General features: G+C 68.7%; 18 protein-coding genes. 11 read left to right on the top strand and 7 right to left on the bottom strand.

What is annotated here, in order from left to right:
* Positions 1-67: 67 nt before the first annotated feature.
* Positions 68-508, top strand: coding sequence for an Lrp/AsnC family transcriptional regulator (locus E0H75_RS23980; RefSeq protein ID WP_131357112.1), 441 nt, complete (start codon positions 68-70; stop codon positions 506-508).
* A gap of 295 nt (positions 509-803) precedes the next feature.
* On the top strand, positions 804-1154 hold the full coding sequence (locus E0H75_RS23975) for a hypothetical protein (protein ID WP_131515871.1): 351 nt from the start codon (positions 804-806) through the stop codon (positions 1152-1154).
* Here E0H75_RS23975 and E0H75_RS23970 read toward each other — a convergent pair.
* Positions 1149-1955, bottom strand: a complete 807-nt coding sequence (locus E0H75_RS23970) for an alpha/beta hydrolase (RefSeq protein ID WP_131515870.1) — start codon at positions 1953-1955, stop codon at positions 1149-1151. The genes E0H75_RS23975 and E0H75_RS23970 overlap by 6 nt on opposite strands.
* Positions 1956-2086: 131 nt before the next feature.
* Between E0H75_RS23970 and E0H75_RS23965 the strand changes: the two genes are divergently transcribed.
* Positions 2087-2941, top strand: coding sequence for a helix-turn-helix transcriptional regulator (locus tag E0H75_RS23965; protein ID WP_131515869.1), 855 nt, complete (start codon positions 2087-2089; stop codon positions 2939-2941).
* A 22-nt stretch (positions 2942-2963) separates the two neighbouring features.
* Positions 2964-3143, top strand: a complete 180-nt coding sequence (locus E0H75_RS23960; RefSeq protein ID WP_131515868.1) for a hypothetical protein — start codon at positions 2964-2966, stop codon at positions 3141-3143.
* 85 nt (positions 3144-3228) lie between these two features.
* On the opposite strand, the gene E0H75_RS23955 is transcribed toward E0H75_RS23960, so the two are convergent.
* A complete protein-coding gene (locus E0H75_RS23955) occupies positions 3229-4710 on the bottom strand; it encodes a KamA family radical SAM protein (RefSeq protein ID WP_202873138.1) in 1482 nt (493 codons plus the stop codon).
* 142 nt (positions 4711-4852) lie between these two features.
* Here E0H75_RS23955 and kdd point away from each other — a divergent pair, with 142 nt between their 5' ends.
* From kdd to E0H75_RS23920, 7 genes are all read left to right on the top strand, one after another.
* Positions 4853-5896, top strand: coding sequence for an L-erythro-3,5-diaminohexanoate dehydrogenase (kdd, locus tag E0H75_RS23950; protein ID WP_131515867.1), 1044 nt, complete (start codon positions 4853-4855; stop codon positions 5894-5896).
* A gap of 3 nt (positions 5897-5899) precedes the next feature.
* On the top strand, positions 5900-7495 hold the full coding sequence (locus tag E0H75_RS23945) for an amidohydrolase (RefSeq protein WP_131515866.1): 1596 nt from the start codon (positions 5900-5902) through the stop codon (positions 7493-7495).
* Positions 7483-9060, top strand: coding sequence for a lysine 5,6-aminomutase subunit alpha (gene kamD, locus E0H75_RS23940; RefSeq protein ID WP_238163234.1), 1578 nt, complete (start codon positions 7483-7485; stop codon positions 9058-9060). Before E0H75_RS23945 ends, kamD begins: the two co-directional genes overlap by 13 nt.
* Positions 9057-9809 (top strand): lysine 5,6-aminomutase subunit beta, encoded by a 753-nt coding sequence (kamE, locus tag E0H75_RS23935; RefSeq protein ID WP_131515865.1) that lies wholly within the window; start codon positions 9057-9059, stop codon positions 9807-9809. The genes kamD and kamE overlap by 4 nt, the downstream gene beginning before the upstream one ends.
* Positions 9810-10199 carry a 3-aminobutyryl-CoA ammonia lyase gene (gene kal / locus E0H75_RS23930; protein ID WP_131515864.1) on the top strand — a complete coding sequence of 130 codons (390 nt, stop codon included), beginning with the start codon at positions 9810-9812 and terminating at the stop codon, positions 10197-10199.
* Positions 10200-10799: 600 nt separating this feature from the next.
* Entirely contained in the window at positions 10800-12365 is a 1566-nt protein-coding gene (gene lnt, locus E0H75_RS23925) for an apolipoprotein N-acyltransferase (protein WP_131515863.1), read from the top strand.
* A gap of 55 nt (positions 12366-12420) precedes the next feature.
* Complete coding sequence (locus E0H75_RS23920) at positions 12421-12903, top strand: FxsA family protein (RefSeq protein WP_131515862.1); 483 nt, start codon at positions 12421-12423, stop codon at positions 12901-12903.
* Between the two features lie 447 nt (positions 12904-13350).
* Here the strand turns inward: E0H75_RS23920 and E0H75_RS23915 are convergent, their stop codons facing one another.
* The 5 genes from E0H75_RS23915 to E0H75_RS23895 are packed head-to-tail and all read right to left on the bottom strand — an operon-like array spanning position 13351 to position 18366.
* Positions 13351-14517, bottom strand: coding sequence for an SGNH/GDSL hydrolase family protein (locus E0H75_RS23915; protein WP_131515861.1), 1167 nt, complete (start codon positions 14515-14517; stop codon positions 13351-13353).
* 16 nt (positions 14518-14533) lie between these two features.
* The gene (locus E0H75_RS23910) at positions 14534-15100 is read right to left on the bottom strand and encodes a DUF5666 domain-containing protein (protein ID WP_131515860.1); all 567 of its coding nucleotides are present in this window, start codon (positions 15098-15100) and stop codon (positions 14534-14536) included.
* Positions 15101-15111: 11 nt separating this feature from the next.
* Positions 15112-16341: an ABC transporter permease gene (locus tag E0H75_RS23905; RefSeq protein ID WP_131515859.1), complete on the bottom strand. Its 1230-nt coding sequence runs from the start codon at positions 16339-16341 to the stop codon at positions 15112-15114.
* Positions 16338-17033, bottom strand: a complete 696-nt coding sequence (locus E0H75_RS23900) for an ABC transporter ATP-binding protein (RefSeq protein ID WP_131515858.1) — start codon at positions 17031-17033, stop codon at positions 16338-16340. The genes E0H75_RS23905 and E0H75_RS23900 overlap by 4 nt, the downstream gene beginning before the upstream one ends.
* Positions 17023-18366, bottom strand: coding sequence for an efflux RND transporter periplasmic adaptor subunit (locus E0H75_RS23895; RefSeq protein WP_131515857.1), 1344 nt, complete (start codon positions 18364-18366; stop codon positions 17023-17025). Before E0H75_RS23895 ends, E0H75_RS23900 begins: the two co-directional genes overlap by 11 nt.
* Positions 18367-18379: the final 13 nt, after the last annotated feature.

Genomic DNA, 18379 nt, shown 5'->3' with positions numbered 1-18379 from the left:
TGTCCCGCCGTCTGCTCTGTGAGCAGGTCGGCTGCCCAGGGCGGTTGTCACGAGTAAGGTCTGCGGAATGGAGGACCTGGATCGCAAGATTGTCGGGCTGCTGGCCAGCGACGGCAGGATGAGCTTTACCGACCTCGGCAAGGCGACCGGCCTGTCCACGTCGGCGGTGCACCAGCGGGTCAAACGGCTCGAGCAACGCGGCATCATCCAGGGGTACGCCGCCACCGTCGACCACACCGCGCTCGACCTGCCGCTGACCGCGCTGATCTCGATCCGTCCGATCGACCCGTCCCAGCCCGACGACTCACCCGAGCGCCTCCGCGACGTCCCCGAGATCGAGTCCTGCTACTCCGTCGCCGGCGACTCCAGCTACATCCTCGTCGTCCGGGTCGCCTCCCCGGTCGCCCTCGAAAACCTCCTGGCCACCATCCGGGCCCGAGCCAACGTCTCCACCACCACCACCATCGTCCTCAGCACCCCCTACGAACGCCGCCCACCCGCCCTCTGAACAACCGACGAGGCCGTCCGCGGCAACTGTTTGCTGGCGCCTGCGGCGCGGGTCGCCGAGCGGCGGCTCTGTGGGTGGCTGGTTGTGTGGTGACTGGCCGGGTTGTTGGGCGTCAGTTGTGAAACAACCCGCCAGTGGGCGTACGGCGTGGCGGGGAGCACAACGCCTCTTGCTGATGACAGCGGATTGAAAGGGGGATGGCTGAGGCTTGGGCTGCTCGGCGGACTTCCCGAGTTGGCGGAGCGGGAATTCACGCCCATTGAGTTTCAAGCCCTCATGAGGAGTGTGCGATGCGATGAAGAATTATGTCAGGAAGGCTGGCGTTCTTGCCGGTGTGGTGATGGCGCTGGTTCTGGGCGGCATCGTCAGTACTGGCTTTGCCTCGGCGGCGCCCGCGGAGAACGGGATGCTGGCGATTCCTTCGTGTGTGACGGCACTGCCGCCCTCCGGAAACTTCTACCGGGATGTGCGGTATTCGCAGCCCAATGCTTGTCACAAGTGTCAGGAGGCGGGTGCCGCCTACGAAGCGACCGGGAAATGGGATGCGCACTGCCAGAACATTCTGAATCCGGCGGGGACCGTGACGGCAGTTCAGTTGTGGCTGCGTTGTCTCGCGTGCCGAGGTGCTGGGAGTGACGAGTCATGAGGTGAGGACTTGGTGGAGGCGGTGGGCGGTGGCTCGGGGGTGGTAGGTGTAGGCGTTGTGGCCGCCGGGGAAGGGCTCGCAGGGGACTCCTAGGTGGTCGGCGAGGAGTTCGGCGCATTTGTTCGGCCAGATGTGGGTCGAGTCCTGGCCGGCGGCGGGGATGATGCGGACCGGGGAGTTCTGGAAGTCGGTGAGATTGAAGGTGTGGGTGCGGATGGCCGGAGTGTCGTGGGCCAGGAGGACCGTTGCGTTCGGGAGGTGGTCGGGACCAGGGGTGCGGAGCGGGTTGTCAGCCTCGCGGTCCGTCGGGTCGAGGTCCAGGAACTTCGCGTAGTAGCTGAGCGCAGGACCGACGCCTTCTGTCGCGAAGGTTTCTTCGACCGTGAGGAAGTCCTGGATGGCAACGGCGCGTTCCGGGGCGGGCAGGAGTTGGGTGACGGGGGCTTCGTGGGCGACGACCGTGCCGACCTGATCAGGGTTCTTGAGGGTGAGTTCAAGCGCGATCAGGCCGCCGAAACTGCTGCCATAGACGTACGCCGGTTCTGTGGTGACGGTGGCGAGCAGGAGGGAGATGTCGTCGGCGTGGGTCGCCACCGTCAGAGCCGGCGAGTCGGTGGTGCTCCCGGACAGGCCTCGACGGTCGTAGGTGAGGACGGTGTACCTGTCCGCCAGATGGTTTGCCAGCGCGTCGGTCACGGTGGCGTCCCCGAATCCTCCGGCAATGAGTACGAGCAGGGGACCTGAACCACGGACGAAGTGGTGCAGTCGTGCGCCGGGGACTTCCAGTACGGATTCCTTCATGAAACAGCCTTCCTCGTTCGGACCGGACAGGCGTCGACTATGCGCTCGCCATCGACGGCTCGGGAGAGGAGCGGTTTGCCTAGGATCGGCAGTCCGAGGATGCGCTGGGGAAACGGTGGTTCACTAGCGCTATGGCCATGAACCGCGAGGACCTCGCCGACTTCCTGCGCCGGTCCCGGGAACGGCTGGGTCCGCGCGACGTCGGGCTGGTCGAAGGCCCCAGGCGTCGTACGCCGGGACTCCGTCGCGAAGAGGTCTCGCAGCTGGCGGGTATGTCGGCCGACTACCTCATGCGGCTGGAGCAGGGCCGGAGCCCGCAGCCCTCGACACAGATGCTGGCGGCATTGGCCCGCGCGCTACGGCTGAATGTCGACGAGCGCGACCACCTGTACCTGCTCGCCGGGCAGCGGCCGCCGGAGGGAGCACGGGCCGGGGACTACCTCGGGCCGGCCATGCTCTACATCCTCGACCGGCTGGAAGGCGTTCCGGTCCAGGTCCTGAGTGATCTGGGCGACCTGCTGGCGCAGAACGACATGGCGCTGGCGTTGTTCGGGTGTGTGTGCGACGTGGCTCACGAGGACCGCAACATCGTGGTGCGCTGGTTCACCGAGCCCGACGTACGAAGGCAATTCGCGGCCGAGGAGCGCGAGGAGCAGGCCCGGCAGTTGGTCGCGGATCTGCGCGCAGCCGTGGCGCGCCGCGGGAACGACGAGGCCTCCCGCACCCTTGTCACGCGGCTCCGCGCCGCCAGCCCGGAGTTCGCGGCACTCTGGGACCGGCACGAGGTCGCCGTACGCAGATCACATCCGTACCGGCTCGACCATCCCGACCTCGGTCGCATCGAGTTCGACTGCGAGGTACTGGCGACACCCGCGGCAGACCAGCGCCTACGAGTCTTCACTCCGCCACCCGGCCAGACCGACGCGCTGGACCTGCTGCGCACACTCGGCCCGCAGCACCAGTGCGACGCTGCTGCCGGGCAGTAGATCGTGGGCGTCCTGTCGTAGGGTGCCGCTGGGCGTCGATGCCGGCGCGTTCGCGCGCGAGTTCGATGCGACGGCGTACGAGCGCTTCATCGGCGCGTACGGCGACCTGCCCAGCACGCTCCGGGTGATCGCGGCCGGGTGCGGGGCCACGCCGACGGACACTCAGGTGCTGGAGGCAACGAACCTTCGGCAGGCCCTGTAGAACGCCCAACGAACCTTCGGCAGGCGCTGTAGAACGCCCCCGGTGCCACCCCCTGCATTGGTGGCACCGAAGGCGGGATCGGGAGTCAGTTGATCTGCAAGAGCTTCTGCGACTCGGCGGCGGCGCGGGACGCGGCGGCGCGCTTCTCGGCTTCGGCGAGGGAGGTGCCGGCGTGCTGCCGCCACCAGTCCTGGCCCTCGGCCGGGAGGGTGTCGATCGGGTCGTAGTACTCGTATGTGCGGTTGAGCGCCTCGGGGTCCTGCTGCTCGATGCCGGTGCGGTAGTTCTTCTTCCAGTACGAGATGCCGCGGACCTCGTCGTACTCCGACAGTTGGTGCACCCACCGCTTGCCGACGTACGGGACGTCGCAGACGATGCGTGGGGTGGCGAAGCCGGGCAGGTAGCCGAGGATCCCGTGCTGCAGGTGCTGCGCGTCGCGGACCGACACCCGCCAGTGCTCCGAGAACGGGATCATGTCGCACATGTAGAAGTAGTACGGCGTGATGGTCGCGCCGTCGAGCAGCGCGAAGCACAGGTCGAGCAACTGCGGCACCGAGTCGTTCACGCCGCGCATCAGCACACCCTGGTTGCGGACGTCGCGCAGACCTGCCTCGAACATCGCCTTTGTTGCCTCGGCCACCAAGGGCGTCACCGACTGGGCGGCGTTCACGTGCGTGTGCATCGCGATCATCACGCCCCGCCGCCGGCCCAGCTGAGCCACGCGCTCGACGCCGGCCCGGACGTCGTCGGACAGCCAGTGCTGTGGCATGCCCATCAGGGCCTTGGTGGCCAGCCGGATGTCGCGGATGTTCTCGATCTCCAGCAGGCTGGTGAGGAACGACTCCAGCCGCGGCCACGGCATGTTCGCCACGTCGCCGCCGGACACGACCACGTCCCGCACACCCGGCGTACGGCGCAGGTAGTCGAGCATGTCGTCGAGCCGGGTCTGCGGCTTCGCGGTGAACTTCAGCTTGTCGATGACCGGCGTCGAGTTGCCGACCAGGTCCATCCGGGTGCAGTGCCCGCAGTACTGCGGGCACGTCGGCAGGATCTCCGCGAGAACCTTGGTCGGGTAGCGGTGGGTCAACCCCTCTGTGGCCCACATCTCATGCTCGTGCAACGAGTCCCGGGTCGCGTGCGGATGCGACGGCCAGTCGGTACGGCGGTCACTGAACACCGGCAGCATGTAGCGGCGGACCGGATCGGCGTAGAACGCCTCGGTGAAGGTCCCCGCGTAGTCGTCGTTGGGAACGATCGTGTTCAGCATCTGCGGCGGCAGCAGCATCGACATGGTGGCGCGCTCGGCTTGGTCCCGGGTCAGGTCGTCGTACAGCCGATCCTCGAGCAGGTCGCCCATCACGTCGCGCAGCTGCTTGACGTTCTTCACGCAGTGCGACCGCTGCCACTGCACCGACCGCCACTCCTCGGCCGTCACGTCCTTCCAGCCGGGCAGCCGGGTCCAGTCCGGCTCCACCAGCTCGGCCCGCCGGTACGCGTACGGCTGGCCCGCGAGATCGCGCTCGCTGGGCTCCGGGACGCCCAGCTCCGGGCTGATCAGGTCGGTCACGAGTCCTCCGGGGGCTTCAGGGGTAGTGCGGTCTCATGTGAGGATAGCGATAGAACTTCCCTCAGATCCAACAGTACGCCGCAAGAAATCTCGTCAAGAGCTAGTTTCAGTAGTATTTTGCCTGATCCCCCAAGGAGGCCCCGTGTCGTCGAGCCCGGTAGGACTGCACCGCGTACTCGCGCCGTCCGGCGTGTTGCCGCAGGCGGCGGACAAGCTCGACGCACGCCCCGAGATCTGGCCTGACGAGGTCCGGATCGCGGTCGAGCGGCTGAATCTCGACGCCGCGTCGTACCGCCAGCTGGCCGAGGCGCACGGCGGCGACGGTACGGCGATCCGCCGCGCGGTGCTCGACATCATCGGGACCCGCGGCAAGATGCAGAACCCGGTGACCGGCTCCGGCGGGATGCTGGTCGGCATGGTCGACGAGGCCGGCCCGGAGTCGCCGCTCGGCCTACGCAAGGGTGACCGAGTCGCCACGCTCGTGTCCCTGACGCTCACCCCGCTGCAGATCACCGACGAGCTTGCGCGCTGGGACGGCCGGAGCGAGCAGGTCCCGGCGCAGGGACACGCGATCCTGTTCGCCCGCTCGATCGTGGCCAAGCTGCCCGACGACCTGAAACCTGAGCTGTCGCTGGCCGTGATGGACGTCTGCGGAGCGCCCGCTCTGACCGCTCGCGTGGTGCGCGAGTATGTCGACAAAGGCACAAAGCCTGTCGTGTCAGTAATTGGCGGCGCAGGTAAAAGTGGGTCGCTCTCGCTGGCCGCCGCACGGCAGGCCGGCGCGGCGCGCACGATCGGGATCGTGCCCGTCGAGTCCGAGAAGGACCGGCTGATTGCCGCAGCCCTGGCCGACGTCGTCACACTGGCCGACGCGCGGGACCCGGTGGCCCTTGCCACGGCCGTCGAGGAAGCCGGGGGACCGGCTGACATCACCGTCGTGTGCGTCGACGTACCGGGCTGCGAGCACGGCGCCGTCCTGTCGACGGCGGCTGGTGGGACAGTGATCTTCTTCTCCATGGCGACGTCGTTCTCCGCTGCCGCGCTGGGTGCTGAGGGCCTGGCTGCGGACGTGACGATGCTCGTCGGCAACGGCTACGTGCCCGGGCATGCCGACTACGCGCTCGAGCTGTTGCGGACCGAGCCGGGTGTCCGCGGTCTGTTCGAGAGCAGGCTGGCGGAGGATTAGTCCGTGCGCACACTTCTGACGAACGGTTCCGTCTACTCACCCGCCGACCCGCATGCCACCGCGATCGCCTTCGACGACGGCGTGGTGACCTGGCTCGGTGACGACACCGGCGCGGGCTCGTACGCCGACGGTGCCGACGAGGTGATCGACCTCGACGGCAGGCTGGTCACGCCGTCCTTCGTCGACGCCCACGTCCACACCGCGCAGACCGGCGCCCTGCTGACCGGCCTCGACCTCGCGGGCACCACCTCGCTGACCGAAGCCCTCGACCGCCTTGCTTCCTTCGCCGCGGATCTTCCGGCGGATGCAGTCATCGACGGGGCAGGCTGGGACGAGACGAAGTGGCCCGAAGGTCGCCCGCCGACGGCCGAGGAGCTGGACCGGGCTGCCGCGGGACGCCGGGTCTACCTATCCCGCGTCGACGGCCACTCCGGTGTGATCTCGTCGCCATTGGTGCCTGCGGCAACAGGCGACGGGTACGACGCCACCGGCCGCGTCGAGCGCGACGCCCATCACGCCGTCCGGGACGCACTCAGTGAGCTGATCGGGCCGGACCAGCGCCGCAAGGACATCGAGGCCGCGCTGACGGCGATGGCCTCGAAGGGGATCGGTGCGTTCCACGAGATGGCCGCGCCGCACATCGGTCCGTTGTGGGAGCTTCCGCTCGTGCGCGAGGTCGCCGACGAGCTTGGTCTGTCGGCGACCCTCTACTGGGGTGAGCCCGGCGTCTTCGAACACATCGCGACGTACGACCTGGCAGGCCTGGCGGGTGACCTGAACGCGGACGGCGCGCTCGGGTCGCGGACGGCCGCGTTGCGGGAGGCGTACGCCGATCGCGCGGACCACCGCGGCCACGCTTACCTGACGCCGGAGCAGATCGCCGAGCACGTGATCGCGTGCACCGAGCGGAACGTGCAGGCCGGCTTCCACTGCATCGGCGACCAGGCGCTCGACAACATCGTCCGCGGTTTCCAGTTGGCCGCCGAGAAGGTCGGTGTACAGGCGCTGGTCGCCGCGCGGCACCGGCTCGAGCACGTCGAGATGGTCGACGAGACTGCGATCGCCACCCTCTCGCAGTGTGGAGTGGTCGCCAGTGTCCAGCCGATGTTCGACGCGCTGTGGGGTGGTCCGGACGGCATGTACGCCGAGCGGGTCGGCGAGCGGTGGCGGGGGATGAACCCGTTCGGTTCGCTGGCGCGAGCAGGCGTCGTACTGGCGTTCGGTTCGGACTCGCCGGTGACCGAGCTCGGTGGCTGGGATGCTGTGCGGGCGGCCGCGTTCCATCACGAGAAGGCGGAGCGGATGACCGTGCGGTCCGCGTTCCAGGCCCACACTCGAGGTGGCTGGCGGGCGGCAGGGATCGACGACGCCGGAGTCCTCGCGCCCGGTACGGCGGCGACGTACGCGATCTGGCAGAGCGACGCGGACCTGGTCGTGCAGACGCCGGACGAGCGTGTCGCTGCGTGGTCGACGGATCCGCGGGCCGGCGTACCCGTGCTGCCGGACCTCAGTGAGGGAACGCCCACTTGCTTGCGGACCGCCGTTGGTGGCCGTGTGATCTATGAAGTCGAAGGATGGTCCCAGTCATGGTCGGTGTGACGCGTGCTGTGAAGAAGCTCGACCTCGATCCGGTCATCGTCCGGAAGGCACGCAGCCTGGCCCGCAAGGCCGGCCGGCCGATCGTCAACCTGGCCCGGCAGCACACGACGGTCTCGGTCGAGCGAGCTGTACTGCGCCTGGCCGGGCTGACCGGCGCGGACACCGAAGGCATCCCGTGGGTGAACCGGCTCGCGGACACGGTGCGGGCGGACGTCGGCCTGGAGCATGGTCTCGCGCTGCCTGTGTGGGATGCGCTGGTCCGCGGCGCGGCGGAGGACCTGGCTGTCCTCGCGCAGAAGGCGGCCTCGGGCTCGGTGACGTTCCGGCTGCCCGAGGGACGGGACGCCGTACGGGCCCGGGCCGCGGCGCGGAAGGCCGCGGCGGCCGGAATGAAGCGGATCGACGGACGGCGGCGTGAGCGGGACCGGCTGATCAAGCGCCACGGTGACCCCGAGCAGCGGCCGTGGATCTACCTGATCGTTGCCACCGGCGACATCTACGAGGACATCCCGCAGGCGCAGGCGGCGGCTCGCGCCGGCGCCGACATCATCGCCGTGATCCGGTCGACCGGGCAGTCGCTGCTTGACTACGTGCCCGAAGGGGCGACGCGGGAGGGCTTCGCGGGCACGTACGCGACGCAGGAGAACTTCCGGCTGATGCGAGCCGCCCTGGACGAGTCGTCGAAGGAGCTCGGCCGCTACATCCGGCTGACGAACTACGCGTCCGGACTGTGCATGCCGGAGATCGCGACCCTGGCCGGGCTGCAGCGGCTCGACATGATGCTGAACGACTCGATGTACGGGATCCTGTTCCGTGACATCAACCCGATCCGGACCTTCGTCGACCAGCGGTTCAGCCGGCAGATCCACGCCCGCGCCGGGATCATCATCAACACCGGCGAGGACAACTACCTGACCACCGCGGACGCGGTCGAGGCCGCGCACACGGTGACCGTGTCGCAGCTGCTGAACGAGTACTTCGCCAAGGAGGCCGGACTGCAGGACTGGCAGCTCGGCCTCGGGCACGCGTTCGAGATCAACCCGGAGTTGCCGGACTCGTTCCGGCTGGAGCTCGCGCACGCGATGCTGGCCCGGCAACTGTTCCCGGACGCGCCGCTGAAGTGGATGCCGCCGACCCGGCACATGACCGGTGACGTGTTCCGCGGCTACCTGCTGGACGGATTCTTCAACCTGGTCGGCGCGATGACCGGGCAGGGCATCCTGCTGGTCGGGATGATGACCGAGGCCGTGGTGACACCGTGGATCTCGGACCGGGACCTGGCGCTGCAGAACGTCCGCTACGTGCTGGGGGCCGCAGGCAACCTTCACGAGGACTTCCGTCCGGCACCGGACGGCTTCATCGCCCAGCGCGCCCGGCAGGTGCTGGGGGAGTCGGTCGAACTGCTGGAGGAGATCGTCGACGACGGCCTGCTGAACGCGATCGGCGACGGCACCTTCGGCCTGATGAAGCGCCCCCAGGACGCGGGCCGTGGCCTCGAGGGCATCGCGCGCAGATCGCCGGAGTACTACAACCCGGCGATCGAGCTGTTGGAGGAGGACCAGTGACCATCATCCGGCCGTACGGCGACACCACCGGTGACGGCATGGTGCAGCTGTCGTTCACTCTGCCGATCCCGCACGACAAGCGGGCCGAGGGAGCCGCCGTACAACTGGCGAACAAGATGGGGATGGACCCGGCACTGGTCGTGCACGCCAAGGCGATGGGTCCGGACTTCACGTTCTTCGTGGTGTACGGACCGGTGAACCACCTCGTCGACACCTCCAAGGTCGAGGTGATCGAGCGCGATTACCCGCTGCTCTCGCCCAAAGAAGTGAACCTCGCGATCCGGAAGAGCCTGCGCCGCCGGCTCACGGTAGTCGGCGCTTGCATCGGCACCGACGCGCACACCGTCGGCATCGACGCGATCATGAACATCAAGGGGTTCGCGGGGGAGAAGGGCCTGGAGTACTACCGCGAGCTGAAGGTGGTGAACCTCGGCGCCCAGGTCGCCGTACCGGAGCTGGTCCGACGGGCCAAGGCGGAGAAGGCGGACGCGATCCTGGTCTCGCAGGTGGTGACCCAGCGCGAGGCGCATGTACTGAACACCAAGGAGATGTCGGCCGCGTTCCGGGAGGCCTACGCCGAGGACGCGCGACCGGTGCTGGTTGCCGGCGGCCCCCGTTTCACCGAGCAGATGGCCGGCGAACTCGGCGTGGACCGGGTCTTCGGCCGAGGCACCACACCGGGCGAGGTGGCCAGCTACCTGGTCGATGCGCTCGTGACGAAGCGAGTCCCTGCGAAGAGGAGTGCATAGGTGTCAAAGGCAACTATTGGCCTGACTGCGACGCATCGGCGCTATGTGCCGTACAGCCATGCGCACTACGCGGGCAATCTGGTCGACGGTGCGTATGTGCTCGGACTGTTCGGCGATGTCGCGACCGAGGTCTGCATCCAGGCCGACGGCGACGAGGGCCTCTTCGCGTCGTACTCCGATGTGCAGTTCCTGCAGCCGTTGCGGGCCGGCGACGTTGTGGAGGTGACGGCAACCATCAGCCGGGTCGGCAACCGCAGCCGGGAGATCGAGTTCAGTGCGTCGGTGATCTGCCGCGGCCGGCCGGACGTGTCCGAGTCGGCGGCCGAGGTGCTGCCGCAACCGCTTGTGATCACGCGCGCAAAGGGAACGGTCGTCGTACCGGTTGGGTGACGAATAGTTGCCCAGGGTAACGATCACGTGGAGTGCCGAGACGGCTCTGTAACGTGACCCCGCTGAAGTTTCCTCGTTTTTCCAGTGAGTACAGGCGAATGTGTTACAACGGCTTCAAGGAGCCGCTGGAGAGGTTGACACCGTCGCCGTCAGCGAGCATCGTTTTGGGAGTCGTCATATCCCGTTTTATCAACGGTCACACGAAGTTCGGCCACCGGATGATCCCGCGACGCTGACCAGGCCAGTGCCAGGCCTGAGTCGACGGGGGCTGAGATCGCCGGTGGTTAGCCCCCCGCGGGGCAGAGGTGGAAGAGGCTCGGCGGCCAGTAGACAACAGCCGGACGGTTCGCAGCCAGCGGTCCGACGGTTGGTCCGAAGGAGCGCCGAGCCTCTTTCCTTGTGGTCGGGCCGGGCTTCACCGACAGTGATCGACAACCCACTGATTTCTGAGGCCTTTTCACTTCCTCGCACTCTGCTGATCTCCCTTCACTTTCCGCGATCGCTGCCTATTGGCTACTGACCGGATACATTGGCGTGTCCGGAACGTTGTACGGTCGTGCGACCGGCGTCTGCCGGGCAGTGAGGACAAGGGGATACCGCGTGGACCGTTTGAAGGCTCTGGGACGTGTCCTGCCGAGGGTTGCGGTGGCCATCGGCGCCGGCGCGCTGCTCGGCCTGGCCTTCGAACCGCACGACCACCCCTGGCTGACGATCATCGCCGTACCGCTCTTCCTGGCCGCGCTGAACGGTGCCTCGGCCAAGGCCGGCTTCCTGATCGGCGCCGGCTTCGGCATCACGTACTACGCGGTCCTGGTTCCCTGGCTCACGGTCATCGGCGGCGACGCCGCGATCGCGCTGGCCATCCTCGAGGGACTGTTCTATGCGGTCTTCGGGTTGTTCGCGACGCAGGTGCTGAAGCTCAAACTGTGGATGTTGTGGATCCCGTGCCTGTGGGTCGCGACCGAGTTCGCGGCCGCGTCCATCCCGTTCGGAGGCTTTCCGTGGGGACGGCTCGCGTGGGCGCTCTCGGATTCCCCGGTCGGCAGGCTGGCGTCGTTCGTCGGCATCCCGGGCCTGAGCTTCGTCGTCGCGCTCCTCGGAGTCCTCGTGTACGCCGTACTGCGGCTGGAGAGCAGCATGCGGCTCCGGATCGTCGCGCTGGTCGCGGGCGTGGCGATCGTCGGCGGCAGTTCGCTGATCACCCTCTCGACCGAGGGCAACGGCAAGACCGTGACGGCGGCGATGGTGCAGGGCAACGTGCCCGGCAAGGGACTGGAGTTCCTCGGCCGCGCCCGGACCGTCACGCGCAACCACCTGGCCGCGACCCTCGACCTGCAGAAGCGGGTCGAGGAGGGCACCGAAGCCAAGCCGGACGTGGTGATCTGGCCGGAGAACTCGACCGACATCGACCCGTTCCAGGACCCCGAGACCAAGGCCGACATCGAGGAGGCAGTCAAGGCCGTCGGCGTACCGATCCTGGTCGGCGCGGTCCTCGACGGCCCGGGCCCGAACGAGCGGCAGACCACCGGCGTCGTCTGGGACCCGGCCAGCGGACCCGGACAGATCTACGCCAAGCGGCACCCGGTGCCCTTCGGTGAGTACATCCCCTTCCGCGACCAGTTGCTGCCGTACATCAAGCGCCTCGAGATGATCGGCCGGCAGACGGCTCCCGGCAAGGTTCCTGGTGTGATGCCGATCCGCGGCGTCACGTACGGCGATGTGATCTGCTTCGAGCTCGCCTACGACAACGTCATCTCGGACGTGGTCAAGGGCGGTGCCCAGGTCCTGGTGGTGCAGACGAACAACGCGACGTACGGCGGCACCGGGCAGCCCGAGCAGCAGTTTGCGATCACGCGGATGCGCGCGATCGAGACCGGCCGGACCGTGCTGATCGCGTCGACCAGCGGGATCTCCGGAGTCATCCAGCCGACCGGCAAGGTCGAGCACAAGTCAGGGCAGTTCGTCCGCGACGTGTACGTCGCGAACGTGCCGATCCGCGACACCGAGACGCTGGCGATCAAGCTCGGCGGCTGGCCGCAGTGGATCCTGACCGGGCTGGGCATCCTCGGCATCGTGCTGGCGCTGGTCGCCCGCCGCCGGCGGCGGGAGGACGGGCCGGAGGCGCCGCCCGCGCCGACGCGCAGCCGCGAGAAGGTCCCGGCCTGAGTCCATGCTTTCCCCGGTGCGCAACACTGGAGGGAATCGCCGGAAGGGGTTGGACATGCCGTGGCTCGTAGCGCTGGCGCTGCTGGTGGTGCCGATCGTGGAGATCTTCGTGATCATCCAGATCGGCCAGGTGATCGGCGGCTGGCCGACCGTCGGGCTGCTGCTCGTCGAGAGCGCGCTCGGTGCGTGGATCATCAAGCGCGAGGGACGCCGGGCGTGGAACGCGCTGCAGTCCGCTCTGCAGACCGGCAAGATGCCCGGCCGTGAGCTGTCCGACGCGGCTCTCGTCCTGGTCGGCGGCACACTGCTGCTGACGCCGGGCTTCGTGACCGACATCTTCGGGTTCTTCTTCGTCCTGCCCTTCACCCGCCCGCTGGCCCGGCGTGGCATGCACGCCTTCCTCGGCCGCCGCGTCGCCACCCAGTTCGGTGGTGCGAACCTGGGCGGCTTCATCCCCGGTGCCGGTCCGGCCCAGCCGCCGAGACAGTCCCAGGACGACGTCGTCCAGGGCGAGGTCATCGACCCCGACCAGAAGTAGCCCCCACTCGGCCCACCGCCCTGTCCCTCTCCGCACCGTCGCCTCCCGCCGTCCCGCCGCAGTCCCCCGCGCAGCTGCAGTCCCGTGCCCGCCCCGACCTCGTGCACCGCTCGACCACGATCAGCGCGCCACGGTGGTCGAGCGGTGCTCAAAGTCGGGGCCCTGCCGGCGTCGCGCCGTACGCCGAGGTCCCGCCGTACGCCGAGGTCCCGCCGCACGAGTTGACCTTGTGCACGGGCCGACCACGTTCAGCGTGCCGTGGTGGTCGGGGGGTGCTCAAAGTCGCGCTGTGGCGCTGGTCGGGGCGCCGTGGGTTCGCTGTACGAGGCGACTTCGTGCACGGGGCGACCACGTTCAGCGTGCCGTGGTGGTCGAGGGGTGCCCAAAGTCGCGCGTCACGGTGGTCGAGGGGGCTCAAAGTCGGTGCGAGGGGGAGAGGGCTGTTGGCTAGGCGAACAGGCCCTTGACCGCGAAGGTGTGGGCGGCGAAGCGTTCGGCCATCGTGCGGTGGGTCTCGCCGTCGGGATGCAGATCGTCCGGCAGCGGTCGTACGGCGTTGTCCGCCTCGCCGTACAGGACGCGGCCGTCGAGGTAGTGCAGGTTCGGGTCGTCGGCGGCCCGTTGCTCGACGATCCGGGAGAGCTCGGCGCGGATGACGGACAACGTCAGCTTGCCGGCCGCGACCTCGTCCGGATCCCCGGTCGCGGCGAACCGCAGCTTTCCTTCACCGAGCGCGGACAGATCCCAGCCGGTCGGTCCCGGGGTGTCCTCGTGGATCGGGCACAGGATGGGGGAGACGACCAGCAGCGGTGTCGTCTGGTGGCCCTCGCGGATGGTGTCCAGGAAGCCGTGGACCGCCGGAGTGAACCCGCGCAGTCGCAGTACGTCGGTGTTCACCACGTTGATGCCCAGCTTGACGCTGATGAGGTCAGCCGGCGTGTCCCGCATCGTGCGGGCCGTGAACGGCTGCAGGAATGAGCTGCCCGCGAACGCGAGGTTGATCAGCTCCACGTCACCGTGAGTGGCGGCCAACGCGGGCCAGGTGCCCGTCGGGCTGGAGGCATCGGAGCCATGGCTGATCGAGCTGCCGTGGTGCAGCCATACTCGCCGGCCGCCGGCCGGGATCGGCTCGACCGGCGCATCGGTGCGCAGGGCAACGAGTTCGGTGGTCTCGTTGTGCGGCAGCCAGAGCTCAACGGTCTTCAACTCGTCGCTCAGGCCGTCGAAGCGCAGCCTGCCGGACTCGCCGCGACGGGTCTCGGCCGCTCCGGTCACCAGGTCGATCGTGATGACGTCGCCGGCGTCCACGCTCGCCTGTCCGATCAGCTTGCCGTCGACAACGAAGTCGTAGATGCCGTCCGGCCGCGCCGGTGCGCCCACGTAGTCCCGCTTGGTCGGCAACGTCTCCAGCTCGACCACGGTCGCACGCGTCCGGAAGGTCAGGCGCACTCCGCTCGGTTGCGACTCCGCCATCTCCAACTGCCCGTCGACGTACTGCTTGCGCGCCCAGGCCGGCAGCCGATGCGGCAGTACGCCGCGATCGGTCTGCTCCAGCTCGAGCGCGCCACGCAGAAGTTCGAGGCTGATGGGGCTGTCGATCAAGTTGCCGGCCACAACCTCATTATCTCTGTCAGCGGGAGGGCGTTGCCCCGGGGTTGCGGAAGCCGCCGGGGAGAGCGCCTTGACGAACGGTCGTCGCAGTCAGGGAGCCGTCGGCGTTCTGGCCGCTGACGACGACCTGCTCGCCTGCCTTCAGATCGGTCGCCGTCCCCTTGCTGGTGATCTCGTACGTCGTGTCGCCGGTCAGCTTGACCGTGACGTTGCCGTTCTGCGTCTTCACCACGAGCTGCGAGCCGCTCGCGGAGACGACCGTGCCGATCGCCGCGCTGCCCTGCCCACCGGGCCGCTGACCCTGGCCCTGACCTTGACCCTGACCCTGTCCTTGACCGTTCTGACCGCGGAAGCCGCCGTACCCGCCGCCGAAGCCACGCCCCGCCTGCGGCTGCTGCGTCGTACTGTCCGAGGCGAAGGCCGCGTGCAGTCCCGCGCCGCCGGCCAGGCCGACGGCCAGCACGACAACGCCGGCCAGGATCGCCGTCGCCAGCGGCAGGTTGAGGGTCTTCTTCGGCTTGAGCGCCGTGTCGACCTCCTCGTCGGACCCGATCTGGGCGAACTCGTCGGGCGTCTGGTTACTCATCGGGGAGCCTCTCACTCGTGACGTAGTGCATCGATGGGACGGAGTCCGGCAGCGCGGTGCGCGGGCATGCTGCCGAAGAACAGGCCGACGGCCGCGGACACGCCCAGGGCGAGCCCGATCGACGACGGCACCAGCACCGGTTGCACCCCGGCCAGCTGGAAGCGGGTGACGATCAGTGCGACGGCGACACCGACCGCGCCGCCGATCAGGCTCAGCAGCGTCGCCTCGATCAGGAACTGCCCGAGGATCGTCCGCCGCCGCGCGCCGAGTGCCTTGCGAATCCCGATCTCGCGGGTCCGCTCGGTGACGGTGACCAGCATGATGTTGGTGACCCCGATCCCGCCGACGACCAGGCTGATCGCGGCGACCGTCGCGAGCAGCGCGGTGAAGGTCGCGGCGGTGTCCTGGCTGGTCTGCAGGATCTGCGCGGAGTTGGCGATCCGGAACGGCGAGGTCTGGTCGGTCGGCACCTGGTGCCGCGCGGTCAGCAACTGGGTGACCTCGGCCTGCGCGGTGTCGACCCGGTCCTTGTCCGCCGCCTGTACGACGATCTGGTTCAGCGGACCGTATCCGGCCTGGGTGGCCCGTAGCGTGCTGATCGGCACGATCGCGGTCGCGTTCGGATCCGAGAACCCGGTGCTGTCCTTGCTCGCCAGCACTCCGCGGACGACGAAGTCGACGGCGCCGAGCTTGATCGTCTGGCCGACTGCGGTCGCAGGCCGGGTGAACAACTCGGTCGCGGCCGTCTGCCCGAGCAGGATGACCCGCTGCGACGTGTCGACGTCCTGCTGGGTGAAGGACTGCCCGAGTTCGACCGGCGTGTTCGTGGCCGGCATGTACTCCGGTGTCGTACCGATCACCTGGTTGACGGTGTAGCTGGTGTCGCCGCTGGTCGCCGTACCCGAGCTCGTCATCACCGGGGCGACCGCAGAGACGTCGGGTGCGAGGCGATCGTCGGCCAGTGCAGCGGCGTCGGCGAGGGTCAGGCTGTATTGCTGGGCCGATGGTCCGGCTTGACCGCGGGCGAAGCCGCCACCACCGCCGGTCGTGGACACCGTGAGCAGGTTGGTGCCCATCGCCTCCAGCCGGGCCTGCACGGCCTTGCCCGAGCCGTTGCCGACAGCAACCAGGACGATGACCGCCCCGACTCCGATGGAGACGCCGAGGACGGTCAGCAGGGAGCGCAGCTTGTTCGCACTGAGGCCGCGCAGGGCGGCGCCCATGAGGTCGCGAGGTGTCATCGGCGGGTCACCTCGTCCGCGACGATCCGGCCGTCGGAGACCTGGATCAGCCGCCGGGCCCGGGCCGCGACGTCGTGCTCGTGGGTGATCACCACGACCGTGCGGCCGTCGGCGTTCAGCTGGTCGAACATGCCGAGCACCTCGTCGGTCGAGTGTGCGTCGAGGTTGCCGGTCGGCTCGTCGGCGAGCAGGATCCGCGGGCCGGTGGCGAGCGCTCGGGCGATGGCGACCCGTTGCTGCTGGCCGCCGGACAGCTCGTTCGGCCGGTGGTCGGCTCGGTCCGACAGACCGACCAGGGCCAGCGCTCGGGCGGCTCGCTTGCGTCGCTCGGTCCGCCGCAGATGCGCATAGGTGAGCGGGAGTTCGACGTTGGCCAGTGCGGTGGTGCGGGGGATCAGGTTGAAGGACTGGAAGATGAAGCCGATCTTGCGGCCGCGGACAAGCGCCTGCTGGTCCTCGGTCAGGCGAGCGACGTTGCTGCCGTCCAGCCAGTACTCACCGCGGCTCGGGACGTCGAGGCACCCCAGGATGTTCATCAGCGTCGACTTGCCGGATCCGGACGAGCCCATCACGGCGACGTACTCACCGGCCTCGACGCGCAGGGACACACCGCGCAGCGCATGTACGGCGGTCTCGCCACTGCCATACCTCTTGGTGACGTCCCGGATCTCGATCAGGGCGTCAGCGGCCACGGTTGCCCCCGCCCGCGCCGACCCGGGGGAGCTGACCGTTGCCGAACTGCCCGCCGCCCGGGAGCTGCCCGGTCCGGCCTTGGCCGTTCTGGTTGGCAGCGCCGCTGATCGCGCCCTGAAGCAGCTCGACCTGGTCACCCTCGTTCAGGCCGGACGTGATCTGGGTGAAGCTGTCGCCCCGGACGCCGACCTCGACCTCGCGCGTCCCGCTGCCGTCGGCCATCGTCACCGTGTATGTCGTACCGCTCGTGGCGATCGCCGTACTCGGCACGTAGAGGGCGTCGGCCGCCTTCGCGGTCTGGACTGTGACGTTGGCGGTCTGGCCGATCCGGGCGTTCGCGGGAATCTTGGCCAGCGAGAACGTCGCTGAGTAGGCGACGACGCCGTTGGTGGTGGTCGGGGTCGGCGACACCGAGGCCAGCGTGGCGGTGAGCGTCGTACCGGGCTCCGCGTTCAGAGTCACCGTGGCCGACTGGCCGGCCTTGATCTTGATCGCGTCCGCTTCCGGGAAGGACGCCGCCACCTGGAGCGACTTGAGGTCGGAGATGTCGACGAAGCCGGAGGCTGAGGTTGTCGTCGTACTCGAGGCGCCGGTCCCTGAACCTTGACCTGAGGTCGAGCCTCCAGTGCCTGATCCACTACTCGAGCTCGAGCCGCCGGTGACCGAGCCGACGCTGCCGTTGATCGCGGTGATCGTGCCGGCGATCGGTGCCTTGAGGGTGGTTGCGTCGACCGCGGCCTGCGCACCTTCCACGTCCTGGTCGGCCTGCTCCTTGTCCGCCTTCGCCCGGGCCAGGCTCGCCTCCGCGTTGCTGACCGCCACCTCGGGGCTCTGGCCTTGGTTCTGGTTCTGACTCTGTGCCTGCTGTCCGTTGGTCGGAGTCGGGCTGGGGGAGGCTGACGCCTCTTCGGCGGCCTCGGCCGCGTCCTGTGCGTCGTCCAGCGACTCGCTGGCCGCGGTGACGGAGTTGGCGGCGGCGATCTGGTTCTGGTCGGCGATCCGGAGCTGACGCTCGGCGGCCGACGGGTCGACCTTCGCGATCGCGGCGCCCTTGGCGACCACCTGGCCGACCTTGACCAGGATCTGGGTGACCGTGCCCGACGTCTCGAACTGCGGCGACGCGGTCTGGGAGCTCTGCAGGGTGCCGCTGGAGCTGACGCTGGCGGTCACCTCGCCCCGGGCGACGGCGAAGGTCGGGCGGGTCGCGCTGGCGGCCGGCGTGTCCTTGCGGAAGAACAAGAGGTAGGCCGTGATCGCGATCGCCAGGACGACGGCCACCAGGGAGACGTTGAGCAGGCTGAGGCCACGGAGCTTGTGGCGGGGTAGCACCATGGATGCAGACGCT

This window comes from Kribbella capetownensis, from assembly GCF_004331485.1.
In the GTDB taxonomy this organism is placed as follows: Bacteria; Actinomycetota; Actinomycetes; order Propionibacteriales; family Kribbellaceae; genus Kribbella; species Kribbella capetownensis.
The sequence above is the reverse complement of the archived record's forward strand: the minus strand, read 5'-3'. Positions and strand labels throughout refer to the sequence as shown.